11 protein-coding genes are annotated in these 11,563 nt (G+C 71.9%); 4 read left to right on the forward strand and 7 right to left on the reverse strand.

Annotated features, from left to right (window positions below; genetic code table 11):
- Positions 1–1,088 precede the first annotated feature (1,088 nt).
- On the forward strand, positions 1,089–1,787 hold the full coding sequence (locus ACFC0G_RS37200; protein ID WP_376412780.1) for an ester cyclase: 699 nt from the start codon (positions 1,089–1,091) through the stop codon (positions 1,785–1,787).
- A 69-nt stretch (positions 1,788–1,856) separates the two neighbouring features.
- On the opposite strand, the gene groL is transcribed toward ACFC0G_RS37200, so the two are convergent.
- The 4 genes from groL to ACFC0G_RS37220 form a co-directional block, all read right to left on the reverse strand.
- Positions 1,857–3,479, reverse strand: coding sequence for a chaperonin GroEL (gene groL / locus ACFC0G_RS37205; protein ID WP_376412783.1), 1,623 nt, complete (start codon positions 3,477–3,479; stop codon positions 1,857–1,859).
- 119 nt (positions 3,480–3,598) lie between these two features.
- On the reverse strand, positions 3,599–3,907 hold the full coding sequence (gene groES, locus ACFC0G_RS37210; protein WP_024756677.1) for a co-chaperone GroES: 309 nt from the start codon (positions 3,905–3,907) through the stop codon (positions 3,599–3,601).
- Positions 3,908–4,113: 206 nt separating this feature from the next.
- Positions 4,114–4,389, reverse strand: coding sequence for a hypothetical protein (locus ACFC0G_RS37215; RefSeq protein ID WP_376412786.1), 276 nt, complete (start codon positions 4,387–4,389; stop codon positions 4,114–4,116).
- On the reverse strand, positions 4,386–5,324 hold the full coding sequence (locus tag ACFC0G_RS37220; protein WP_376412789.1) for a polysaccharide deacetylase family protein: 939 nt from the start codon (positions 5,322–5,324) through the stop codon (positions 4,386–4,388). The genes ACFC0G_RS37215 and ACFC0G_RS37220 overlap by 4 nt, the downstream gene beginning before the upstream one ends.
- A gap of 129 nt (positions 5,325–5,453) precedes the next feature.
- Here ACFC0G_RS37220 and ACFC0G_RS37225 point away from each other — a divergent pair, with 129 nt between their 5' ends.
- From ACFC0G_RS37225 to ACFC0G_RS37235, 3 genes are all read left to right on the forward strand, one after another.
- Complete coding sequence (locus tag ACFC0G_RS37225) at positions 5,454–6,644, forward strand: methyltransferase domain-containing protein (RefSeq protein ID WP_376412792.1); 1,191 nt, start codon at positions 5,454–5,456, stop codon at positions 6,642–6,644.
- Between the two features lie 74 nt (positions 6,645–6,718).
- A complete protein-coding gene (locus ACFC0G_RS37230) occupies positions 6,719–7,369 on the forward strand; it encodes a hypothetical protein (protein WP_376412794.1) in 651 nt (216 codons plus the stop codon).
- On the forward strand, positions 7,362–8,843 hold the full coding sequence (locus ACFC0G_RS37235; protein WP_376412797.1) for a hypothetical protein: 1,482 nt from the start codon (positions 7,362–7,364) through the stop codon (positions 8,841–8,843). The genes ACFC0G_RS37230 and ACFC0G_RS37235 overlap by 8 nt, the downstream gene beginning before the upstream one ends.
- Here ACFC0G_RS37235 and ACFC0G_RS37240 read toward each other — a convergent pair.
- The 3 genes from ACFC0G_RS37240 to ACFC0G_RS37250 form a co-directional block, all read right to left on the reverse strand.
- A complete protein-coding gene (locus tag ACFC0G_RS37240) occupies positions 8,837–10,087 on the reverse strand; it encodes an RNA polymerase sigma factor (protein WP_376412799.1) in 1,251 nt (416 codons plus the stop codon). The genes ACFC0G_RS37235 and ACFC0G_RS37240 overlap by 7 nt on opposite strands.
- 26 nt (positions 10,088–10,113) lie before the next feature.
- Entirely contained in the window at positions 10,114–10,479 is a 366-nt protein-coding gene (locus ACFC0G_RS37245; RefSeq protein WP_073910548.1) for a YciI family protein, read from the reverse strand.
- 97 nt (positions 10,480–10,576) lie between these two features.
- Positions 10,577–11,467 carry a polysaccharide deacetylase family protein gene (locus ACFC0G_RS37250; protein ID WP_376412802.1) on the reverse strand — a complete coding sequence of 297 codons (891 nt, stop codon included), beginning with the start codon at positions 11,465–11,467 and terminating at the stop codon, positions 10,577–10,579.
- Between the last annotated feature and the right edge of the window lie 96 nt (positions 11,468–11,563).

The following is an 11,563-nucleotide window of genomic DNA, read 5'->3' on the forward strand; positions in this document are numbered from 1 at the left end:
CAGCGCCGCCCGAGGCCGTGCAGCCCGCCCGCCATTCCTCCGCCCAGGCGGTCACGGCCCCGCGCCGGCGGTCGAGCTCCCGCTCCCCCAGCATCTCCCGTGCCCTCGCGGCGAGTTCCTCGTGCGCGAGCAGGTACGCCTCGCCGCGCAGCGCGAACGTCCGCCCCGGGCCGGTCCGCAGCACGTCCTTCACCCGGTACGGGATGGCGCCCGTCAGTTCCGCGAGGTCGTCCGCCGTCAGGCCGCCGCCGGCGGCGGTGAGGAGGGCCAGGAGGTCGTACGGAAGTCCGCCCGCCTCCAGCAGGCGCTTCAGTTCGCGTTCCGCCTCCGCCCGGATCGCGCGGGCCTTCGGGGACGGGGAGAGGATCCGTACGGCCTCCGGGTCCCGGAGCGGGTGGTTCTCCGGCAGGTCGGCCGGGAGGGGCGGGTTCAGGCGGCCGGAGACGATCACCCGGAGGTCGTACGGCAGCAGGCTCGCGATCGAGTGGGCGTCCGGGCCCGTGGTCACGCCCCGGTCCTCGTCCAGACCGTCGACCAGGAGGACCAGCCGTTCGCCGCGGCCGGCGCAGGACGCGGCGGCCGCGGCGTACAGACGCAGCAGGTGGGCCTCGCGGGTGGCGGCCGTCAGGAGCGCCGGGAGGCCTTCGCCGGCCAGTTCCGCGAGCTGCTCCAGGACGACGTCCACGTACGCGACGACGTCGTTCTGGGCGCCGAGTCGCGCGGTGATGAAGAAGGGGACGATCCGTACGCCCGGTGGCGGGTCGAGGGCGAACCAGGAGAGCAGCGCGGTCTTGCCGGCCCAGGCCTCCGCGCGCCACCACACGTACGCGGGGCCGGAGTCGGCACGGCAGAAGGCCGCCAGCTCCGCCAACTCGGCTTCGCGGTCGACGAGTTCCGCGGGGGCGATCCGGCGGACCTGTTCGCGGTATCCGGAGCGGACCGCCGCCGGTTCCGGTGACCCGATGCGGTTGCCGTCGCCGATCACGACGACGCCCGTCCCGTTCTCGACCGTGATCGACCGCTCTCCCCCTGCCCGCTCCATGCACCCAACCTAGACTGGAAGGGTCCTACCGGGGCCGGGAGGCGTCATGACCTTCGTACAGATAATCGACTGCAAGACGAGCCGGGCGGACGACCTGAACCGGCTCATGGACCAGTGGGTGGAGCGCACCGAGGGCAAGCGGACCGCCACCCACAGCATCGTCGGCAAGGATCGTTCCGACGCCTCCCACATCGTGGAGATCATCGAGTTCCCGTCCTACGACGTGGCCATGCGGAATTCGCAGCTCCCCGAGACCGACCGGATCTTCCGGGAGATGGTCGCGCTCTGTGACGAGATGCCGACCTTCACCGATCTGGACGTGGTGCGGGACGAGGCGCTGTACAAGGCGAACGCCCGACGGCTCATGGCGATGCTCGCCGAGGAGCAGGAGCTGGCGCTGCTCGACGAGGTGATGGCCGAGGGCTATCACGACCACGACCCGACCAACGAGCAGGACGTCATCGGCATGGACGCCGTCCGGCGCGAGGTGGAGATGTGGCGGGGCGGCTTCGACTTCGCCTTCGCCGTCGACGACCAGATCGCCGAGGGCGACCGCGTCTGCACGCGCTGGACGTGGAAGGGCAGCCACACCGGGGACTTCATGGGGCTCCAGCCGACCGGCATGGACGTGACCATGGGCGGCACGGTCATCCACCGCTTCCGGGACGACGGGAAGATCGTCGAGGGATGGTGGCAGTACGACCTGCTCGGGCTCATGGGGCAGCTCGGCGCCGTCGAGGGCTGACACGGGTCAAGCACGAGGCCCGATGCTCCCGCGACGGGAGCACCGGGCCTCAGTGGTCAGCTACGAGCCTCAGTGGGAGTGGCCGTGGCCGTGGCCCGCGTCCGCCGGCTCCTCTTCCTTCTTCTCCACCACGAGGGTCTCGGTGGTGAGGAGGAGGGAGGCGATCGAGGCGGCGTTCTCCAGGGCGGAGCGCGTCACCTTCACCGGGTCGATGACGCCGGCCTTGACCAGGTCGCCGTACTCGCCGGTCGCGGCGTTGAAGCCCTGGCCCTTGTCGAGCTCCGCCACCTTCGAGGTGATGACGTAGCCCTCGAGGCCGGCGTTCTCGGCGATCCAGCGCAGCGGCTCGACGGCGGCGCGGCGGACGACCGCGACACCCGTGGCCTCGTCGCCGGTCTTGCCGAGGTTGCCCTCGAGGACCTTGACGGCGTGGACCAGAGCGGAGCCACCACCGGAGACGATGCCCTCCTCGACCGCGGCGCGGGTCGCGGAGATGGCGTCCTCCAGACGGTGCTTCTTCTCCTTCAGCTCCACCTCGGTGGCGGCGCCGACCTTGATCACGCACACGCCGCCGGCCAGCTTCGCGAGGCGCTCCTGGAGCTTCTCGCGGTCCCAGTCGGAGTCCGTGGCGTCGATCTCGGCCTTGATCTGGTTGACGCGACCCGCGAGCTCGTCGGCGTTGCCGCCGCCCTCGACGATGGTGGTGTCGTCCTTGGTGATCGTCACGCGGCGGGCGGTGCCCAGCACGTCCAGGCCGGCCTGGTCGAGCTTGAGGCCGACCTCCTCGGCGATGACGGTGGCACCGGTGAGGGTGGCCATGTCGCCGAGCATCGCCTTGCGGCGGTCGCCGAAGCCCGGGGCCTTGACGGCCACGGCGTTGAAGGTGCCACGGATCTTGTTGACGACCAGGGTCGACAGGGCCTCGCCCTCGACGTCCTCGGCGATGATCAGCAGCGGCTTGCTGGCGCCGGCCTGGATGACCTTCTCCAGGATCGGCAGCAGGTCCTGGATCGAGGAGATCTTGCCCTGGTTGATCAGGATGTACGGGTCGTCGAGGACGGCCTCCATACGCTCCTGGTCGGTGACCATGTACGGGGACAGGTAGCCCTTGTCGAAGGCCATGCCCTCGGTGAAGTCGAGCTCCAGGCCGAAGGTGTTGGACTCCTCGACGGTGATGACACCGTCCTTGCCGACCTTGTCCATCGCCTCGGCGATGAGCTCGCCGACCTGCTGGTCCTGCGCGGAGAGCGCGGCGACGGCGGCGATGTCGGACTTGTCCTCGATCGGGCGCGCGGTGGCGAGGAGCTCCTCGGAGACGGCCTTGACGGCGGCGTCGATGCCCTTCTTCAGGGCGGCCGGGGAGGCGCCGGCGGCGACGTTGCGCAGACCCTCGCGGACCAGGGCCTGGGCGAGCACGGTGGCGGTGGTGGTGCCGTCACCCGCGATGTCGTTGGTCTTGGTCGCCACCTCCTTCACCAGCTGGGCGCCGAGGTTCTCGAACGGGTCCTCGATCTCGACCTCGCGGGCGATCGTGACACCGTCGTTGGTGATGGTGGGGGCGCCGAACTTCTTGTCGATGACGACGTTGCGGCCCTTGGGGCCGATCGTCACCTTCACCGTGTCGGCAAGCTTGTTGACGCCGCGCTCAAGGGCGCGACGGGCGTCCTCGTCGAACTTCAGGATCTTCGCCATGGGAGCGGTTCAGCCCTCTCGGAATCGGGTGGAACGAACTGCGCCCCCGGACGCCCTGGTGCGGGGTCAAGGGGCGCAGCTCAAAGCATCTGCTTCAGATACTTCAGGTACTCGGTGAATTACTTCTCGATGATCGCGAGCACGTCGCGAGCCGAGAGGACGAGGAACTCCTCGCCGTTGTACTTCACCTCGGTGCCGCCGTACTTGCTGTAGAGCACGACGTCGCCGACCTGAACGTCGAGCGGAAGACGCTCGCCGTTCTCGAAGCGGCCCGGGCCCACGGCGAGGACAGCACCCTCCTGGGGCTTCTCCTTCGCGGTGTCCGGGATGACCAGGCCAGAGGCGGTGGTCTGCTCGGCGTCGAGCGGCTGGACCACAATGCGGTCCTCGAGCGGCTTGATGGCAACCTTGGAGCTGGTGGTCGTCACGATCCGACCTCCCCCTTCGGAGATTACGGGGTCAACTGTCTGAGGTGGCGACCAGGTGGATCCGTCGTCGCGGGTGCCGGACCTGCCTGTCGCTGTGTTGGCACTCTCCAGTGGGGAGTGCCAGACCTGAGACTATGACCGCGATTAGCACTCGGTCAAGCGGAGTGCCAATTCCGCACCGCCGCGCGTCGTTCCGGCCTCCGGGGTCAGCCGGCTCGGCCGCCGCTCCGGACGAGATCGTCAGCGCGTGCCGGGTGGGCCGGGTGGGCCGGGCGTACGGGTTCCCCGGCGGTCCGGGCCGTGCCCTCCGCAACAGTCGTCGCGTCCCGTGTCCCCATCCGCTCCGCCGCCTTCCGGCCCAGCCGTTCGATCGGGTCGACCGACGAGGCGCAGCCGGAGACGGCGAGCACGGCGCCGGTCAGTGCCACGCCGGCCAGCGCCGTGCGCAGCCGGTGCGACCCGTTCACCGACCGCCCGCTCATACGTAGTCCTCGAGCTTCGCGACCGCGTACCCCTTGGCCGTGATCACGTTCATCACCCGCCGGATCATGTCGGGCATGCTGCCCTTCCAGTCCTCCTTGCCCCGGAAGTGGGTGAGCACGATGTCGCCGGGGTGCAGGTCCCGGTCCCACTCGCGCCACTCCATGTGGTCCGGGAAGGCCTCGGAGGCCCAGAGCGGGACCGCCTTGACCCCGCAGGACTTCGCGGCGCGCAGCGTGTCCTCGTTGTAGTTGCCGTACGGCGGGCGGAAGAGCGGGGGCCGCTTGCCGAACCGCTTCTCGATGACGTCCTGCATCCCGCAGATCTCGCGCTTCTGCTGCTTGTACGAAAGCCCGGGCAGGTAGCGGTGGTTGAGGGTGTGGTTGTGCAGGGAGACCCCGGACTCCTGCGACTTCTGCATCCGCGCGAAGTAGGCGTAGTCGTCCTTGACGACGTAGTCGCTGAGGAAGGCGCTGAAGGGGATGCGGAGGTCCTTCATCATCCGCAGCAGCGCGGGGTCCTTCTCCGCGCCGTCGTCGATCGTCAGGAAGACGACCTTCTGCTTCGTCGGCACGGTGGTGAAGACGGGCGGCAGGCCCTCGCCGTCCGTCTCGAAGCCCTTGCGGGTGGTGATCCTCGGCTTGACCTTCGGCGGGGCCGGCGCGTCGAGCGGGGGCCGGGCGAGGCCCCACTTCTTGGCGGCGAGCGCGCGGGCCGCCTTCTGCTTGCGGACCCTCTCGACGTACGCGTTGAGCGCGCCGGCCGAGTCCGGGGCCTGGGCCTGGACCCCTCCCTGCTGCCCGGCGGCGGGGGCGGGCGCGCCGCGCTGCGGTTCGGCGGGGTCCGCGCCGGAGCAGGCCGTGGCGGTGGTGGCGAGGGCTGCGACGACGAGAGCGGCCCCGAGGGTCCGCCGGACAGGGTGCGCGCTGATCACCATAAATTCTTCCTCTTGTCGTACAAGCGGTATGGCGCCGCATCCTGTCAGTGCACACACCCCCACCGGACCACGACACCGCGGTACGGCGCCCACGTCCCCCGGCCGGCCCACAGCGCCGCAGGGCCCACAATGGGACGGGTGACCGACCTCGCCCACTTCACCGCCCTGCTCACCCCCGAGGGACAGGCGCTCCTCGCCGCCCTGCGCGACTACGACCCCGCCCAGGAGCTGGCGGTCGTCTCCCGGCTGCGCCGCGACCACCCCGCCGAGCTCGTCACGTCAGCGGTCGGCCAGGCCCGGCTGCGCCAGCGCGCGGTGGCGAAGTTCGGCGCCGAGGACGCGTACCGGATGTACTTCACGCCCAACGGCGTCGAGCAGTCGACCCGCGCCTCGGTCGGCACGTACCGGGCAGCCCGGCTCAAGGCGCTCGGCGTCGGCAGCGTCGCGGACCTCTGCTCCGGGATCGGCGGCGACGCGATCGCCCTCGCCCGCGCCGGGATCTCCGTCCTCGCCGTCGACCGCGACCCGCTCACCGCCGAGGTGGCCCGCGCCAACGCCGAGGCGCTCGGCCTCGGCACGCTCATCGAGGTCCGCGAGGCCGACGTGACCGCGATCGACACCAGCCCGTACGACGCGGTCTTCGTCGACCCGGCGCGGCGCGGCGGCCGGGGCAGGATCTTCGACCCCGAGGCGTACTCCCCGCCGCTCTCCTGGGCCGTCGAGGCGGCCCGCAAGGCCCCGCACGCCGCCCTGAAGGTCGCCCCCGGCATCCCGCACGAGGCCGTCCCCGCGGAGGCCGAGGCCGAGTGGATCTCGGACGGCGGGGACGTGAAGGAGGCCGTGCTCTGGTTCGGTACGGAGCCGGGCGCCCGCCGCGCCACGCTGCTGCCCGCGGGCGCCGGGCTCCTCGGCCGGGGACTGCCCGACCCGGCGGTCCGCCCGGTCGGCCGCTACCTCTACGAGCCGGACGGCGCCGTCATCCGCGCGCACCTCGTCGCCGAGTTCGCGCAGGACGTGTCGGGCGGCCTGATCGACGAGACGATCGCCTATGTCACGGCGGACGAGCTCGTCCCCACCCCGTACGCCTCCGCGTACGAGATCACCGATGAACTCCCCTTCAACCTCAAGAAGTTGAAGGCCCTGCTGCGGGAGCGCGAGGTCGGCACCCTGACCGTGAAGAAGCGCGGCTCTGCGGTCGAACCCGAGGAGATCCGGCGGAAGGTGAAGCCGAAGGGCCCCCACTCCGCGACGGTGCTCCTCACCCGGGTCGCGGGGGCCCCGACGATGCTGATCGGCCGCCCGGCGGGCGGGGGCCGGTGAACGAAGGGCCGGTGCACGAAGGGCCGGTGGCTACCCTTCCGTAGCGGCAGGATCCGAACGGGGGGGGAGAGATCATGGCGCTACATCCGGAAGGCATGTTCACCACGGGGCCGATCGCGCACCTCGTCGGACTGGCCGCCGCCGGATCCGATCCGCTGGAGTGGGAGGTCCTGCGCTTCACCCGCGTCACGCGGACGGAGTACTGGGACCCCGCCTGGCGGCACACCCCGCAGACCCTCGCCTCCCAACTCGACTACATGGCCGCGGCGTTCAGCGAGGAGTTCTTCGCGACCTGCCCGGAGGCGGACCGTCGCGCCTGGCGGGCGGCCGCCGGAGCGAAGGGCGTGCCCGCGTTCCTGACCGAGCTCGCGATGCTGCTGCGGCTCGCGGACCGCCAGGGCGACGCCACGTACGAGGACGTGCCGCTCGCCGCCTGGGAGGTGCGGGCGCGGTTCCCGCTGCTGCTGTCGCTGGACGGCTGGGCGTACGACGGCGAGTACGCCTCGTACGAGGAGAGCCTGCGGGCGTACATCGAGGGCGAACACCCGGACTGCTCCTACGAGGTGGTCCCGCGCCTCACCCAGGCCCTGGAGGCGCGTACGCGCTGCGCGGAGTCGGCCGCCTTCGCCGCGTCCTTCCGGAAGCTCGCACCGGAGGCGACCCCGGAGACGCTGGCCGTCATCACCCGCACCACCTTCACCCACATGACGGAGCACCATGCCTGAGCCGACGGCACCGCCGAGCGCCCCCTTCCACGACGAGCCCTTCCCCGAGGTGTTCGGCTACGCCTCCCAGGTGATCACCAGCGCCGACGAGCAGTGGATCGCGGCCAGTTGGATCGGGTACCAGGAGAGTCGAGTGGCCGTCTACCGCGCCGCCGACCTCTCCTGCGCGCACCTCCTGACGTTCCCGCTGGACGCCGAGGCGATCGACTTCCACCCCACGCTCCCGCTGCTGTCCATCGGCCTCAACAACGGCGACGCGTACCAGCGCGTGGGCGGCCTCACCCTCTTCGAACCCGACACGGGCCACCGCGTCGACTTCACCGACCCCGACCGGGGCATCGAGCCGGCCCGCTGGCTGGACGACCGCTCGCTCGAACTCACCTTCTTCACCTGGGAGTCGGACTGCGCGCAGCTCCACTCCCGCGCCACCGTCGTCCGCGGCGACTGGCTCGGCCTCACCCCCGACGCCCTCGACCTGCGCACCCTCCCCCGGACACCGCTCCCCCCGGACGCCCAGGTCGAGTACCTCGACACGGAGCCCACGCGCCCCCTGCTCCAGGCGCTCGCCGCACGCGCGGGCCGGAGCTACGACGGCCTCGGCGGGGTCCGGGCCGTGGCCGGGCTGAGCGACGGCCGGGTGCTCGCCACCCGCGGCCACGCCGTGGTCGAGTGCTGGTCCCCCGACGGCTCGCTGCTGTGGAGCGTTCCCGCGCCGTCGGGGGCCGGCGGTCAGCGGATCGAGGTCGCCGCCGACGAGCGGACGGCACGCGTCGCCGTCCCCGGCCCCGACTCCCGGACCCGGACGGACTTCCCGCTCGTCGACCTCTCCGACGGCACGGTCCTCGACCGGCCCTCGGTGCCCTTCGCGGCCGCGCTGTCGGCCCGTACCGACGGGGTGTGGGCCATCCGGGACACGTACGACCGCGGTTCCGAGACCGAACCCCCCGCCCCGCCCAACACCCGTGCCTTCGCCGCCGACGGCACCCCGCTCGGCGGGGTCCACGAACCGGACCGGTACGACCTCGTCCCGCTCGACGTCCGCCGCTGCCCCGAGCTGCTGTACGGGCGGCGGCGCCGCGAGGTGATCGCCTTCGACCCGGTCACCACCGCAGAGACCGTGCTCTTCCCACTGGAGCCCTTCATGGTCGACCGGCCGCTCGGCAGGGCGGTGTACGTCTCCGACAGCGCCGGCCCCGCGCTCCTGCACGGCCGGACGGAGCTGGTCCGCCGCACCTTCCCCGCCGGGGGCGTCACCTGGACCACGCCCCTGGACTCCGAGGTCTTCGCCCTCGACGCCCACGAGGGCGTCCTGCACGCCCTGTGCGTCGACGGCACCCTGCTCTCGGTCGACACCACCGACGGCACCGTCCTCGACCGGCGTGCCCTGCCCCCTTACGGGCCGGTGTCGGTGCACGCGGCTCCCGACGGCACGGTCCTCGTCGGTACGACGGCGGGGCAGATCCTCCGCTACTGAGCCCCTGCTTCCCCGCCCTCCCGGGCACGGCCGAGGAGCAGCTCCCGCTCCCGCGCGTTGCGCGTCAGCGAGGCGGCCCGCTCGAACTCCGCCCGGGCCTCCGCCGTCCGCCCGAGCCGGGCCAGCAGGTCGCCGCGCACACTCGGCAGCAGGTGGTAGCCCGCCAGGGCGGTTCCGCCGGCCAGGGCGTCGACGAGCACGAGTCCGGCCTCCGGGCCCTCCGCCATCGACACGGCGACCGCGCGGTTCAGCTCGACCACCGGGGAGGGCGCGACGGCCGCCAGCCGGCCGTACAGGGCGGCGATGGTCCGCCAGTCCGTCTCCGCGTACGAGGCGGCCCGCGCGTGGCAGGCGGCGATCGCGGCCTGGAGGGCGTACGGCCCGTAGGAGCGCCCGTCCCCGGCCCGCTCCAGGGCGGCGAACCCGCGCCGGACGAGCAGCCGGTTCCAGCGGCTCCTGTTCTGGTCGGCGAGGAGGACCGGCTGCCCGTCGCGGCCGGTACGGGCCGCCGTCCGGGAGGCCTGGAGCTCCAGGAGGGCGGCGAGCCCGTGGACCTCGCTCTCCCCGGGCAGCAGCGCGGCGAGGCCGCGGGCCAGCCGCAGCGCGTCCTCGCACAGGCCGGGCCGCAGCAGGTCGTCGCCCGCGGTCGCCGCGTACCCCTCGTTGAAGATCAGGTAGACGACCTCCAGGACGGAGCCGAGCCGGGCGACCCTCTCCTCCCCGTACGGCACCTCGAACTCGACGCCCGCCTGCGCCAGGGTCCGCTTGGCGCGGGTGATCCGCGCCGCGACCGTCGCCTCCCGGACGAGGAAGGCGCGGGCGATCTCGTCCGTCCGGAGCCCGCCGACGAGCCGCAGCGTGAGCGCCGTGCGGGCGTCGGCGGAGAGCACCGGGTGGCAGGTGGTGAAGACGAGCCGGAGGACGTCGTCGTCGATGTCGCCCGGGCCGGACGGCTCGGGGTCGTACGACTCCTCCGTGAGCGTCCGGCCGACCTCGGCGAGCTTCCGGGCGTACGTCTCGCGCCGCCGCACGAGGTCGACGGCGCGGTGCTTGGCGGTGGCCGTCAGCCAGGCTCCCGGCCGCTCCGGGATTCCTGACCGCGGCCACTGCTCAAGGGCGGAGACCAGCGCGTCCTGGGCGATCTCCTCGGCGATGCCGACGTCCCGGACGATCCGCGCCACGGTGGCGATGATCCGCGCCGACTCCATCCGGCAGACCGTCTCCAGGGTGCTTTCCACCGTCATGGTTCACATGACAGCACACACGGAGGTCAGCCTTCCGGCATCTCCTCGACCTCGCGGACCTCCAGGCCGACCTTCCACTGCGGCGGGTGGACGGCGAGGAAACGCTTCCCCCACTCGACGGCCTCGGCCATGTCCTTGCACTGGAGCATCGCGTAGCCGCCGACGACCTCCTTGGTCTCGGTGAACGGTCCGTCGGTGAACGACAGCTTCCCGTCCGACCAGGTGATCCGGGTGGACTCGGCGGTGGGCCGGAGACCGGCCGTGTCCACCATGGCGCCGGCCTTGGTGATCTCCTCGAAGAGCGCACCCATCCGCTCCTCGAAGCCGGGGTCGGCGCTCTCCATGTCGATGGTGTTCTCCTCGATGCGGACGAGCGACAGGAAGCGGGGCATGACGACTCCTCGGTGGTGCGGTGGCGGGGCCGTTCCCCGCCTTCCACACATACGTCGAACGGGCCGGGCTCCCGTCGACACCACGCCCGAAGATCTTCTAGACGTAGTCCTCCAGGCGGGCCACGGTGAAGCCCTGCTCCTGTATGCGGCGCAGCATCGTGGCCGTCATCTCGGTCATCGTCCGGCCCTTGAGCTCGGCCTTGCCCCGGAAGTGGGCCAGGATGATGTCGCCGGGGTGCAGCTTCCGGTCGCCGCGCTGGTACTGCATGTTCTTGATCTGCATGGACTCGCGCCACAGCACGATCGCGTCCACCCCGCAGGTCCCGGCGGCGGCGCGGGTGTCCTCGTTCCAGTTGCCGTACGGCGGGCGGAAGAGCCGCGGGGGCGTGCCGTACTCCTTCGCCAGCTTCGTCTGCTGGTCGCATATCTCGCGGCGCTGGGCGTCCCGGGAGAGCGTGCGGAGGTTCGGGTGGGTGAGGGTGTGGTTGGCGACGCCGTGGCCCTGGGCGGCGAGCGGGGCGAAGTAGCCGTAGTCGGCGCGTATCGCCGAGTCGGTGAGGAACATCGTGACCGGGACCTTGAGGTCCTTCATCATCCGCACGAACTCGGGGTCCTTCTCGGCCCCGTCGTCGATCGTGATGAAGACGATCTTCTCGGTGGTGGGGATGTCGCTGATGACGGGGACGGGGCCGCCGGGCTCGCGGACGACCGGCTTGACCGCCGGCGGGGCGGGCGGGGCGGCGAAGGGCTTGAGCCCCCAGCGGCGGTACGCGGCGGCGGACGCGGCCTCGGGTGCCTCGGCACCGGCGCCGGCGGACGCTCCGCCTGCTCCATCGGCTCCACCGGCTCCACCGGCGGACGGGGAAGCCGCGGGGGCGGTGGTGACCGTCCCCCGGGCGGGGGCGGCGGCGGAGTCCTCCACCGCGCAGCCGGTCACCAACAGAGCGACGACGGTCAGCGCCGCCCACACCACGATCTTCTTGTCCACGCCCTAGGGGGTGTCCGCAATGTCAGTTGGGGAGCCATAGCCGCAGGCAGGCGAGGGTGACCAGGGCTTTGTAGTGGCGGGCTCGTTTGTCGTAGC

This window comes from Streptomyces sp. NPDC056169, from assembly GCF_042268445.1.
GTDB lineage: Bacteria > Actinomycetota > Actinomycetes > Streptomycetales > Streptomycetaceae > Streptomyces.

Coding starts and splice junctions, on each gene's coding strand:
- ACFC0G_RS37200 (WP_376412780.1), top strand. CDS start 1,089: ATGACCTTCGTACAGATAATCGACTGCAAGACGAGCCGGGCGGACGAC.
- groL (WP_376412783.1), bottom strand. CDS start 3,479: ATGGCGAAGATCCTGAAGTTCGACGAGGACGCCCGTCGCGCCCTTGAG.
- ACFC0G_RS37215 (WP_376412786.1), bottom strand. CDS start 4,389: ATGAGCGGGCGGTCGGTGAACGGGTCGCACCGGCTGCGCACGGCGCTG.
- ACFC0G_RS37220 (WP_376412789.1), bottom strand. CDS start 5,324: ATGGTGATCAGCGCGCACCCTGTCCGGCGGACCCTCGGGGCCGCTCTC.
- ACFC0G_RS37225 (WP_376412792.1), top strand. CDS start 5,454: ATGGGACGGGTGACCGACCTCGCCCACTTCACCGCCCTGCTCACCCCC.
- ACFC0G_RS37230 (WP_376412794.1), top strand. CDS start 6,719: ATGGCGCTACATCCGGAAGGCATGTTCACCACGGGGCCGATCGCGCAC.
- ACFC0G_RS37235 (WP_376412797.1), top strand. CDS start 7,362: ATGCCTGAGCCGACGGCACCGCCGAGCGCCCCCTTCCACGACGAGCCC.
- ACFC0G_RS37240 (WP_376412799.1), bottom strand. CDS start 10,087: ATGACGGTGGAAAGCACCCTGGAGACGGTCTGCCGGATGGAGTCGGCG.
- ACFC0G_RS37245 (WP_073910548.1), bottom strand. CDS start 10,479: ATGCCCCGCTTCCTGTCGCTCGTCCGCATCGAGGAGAACACCATCGAC.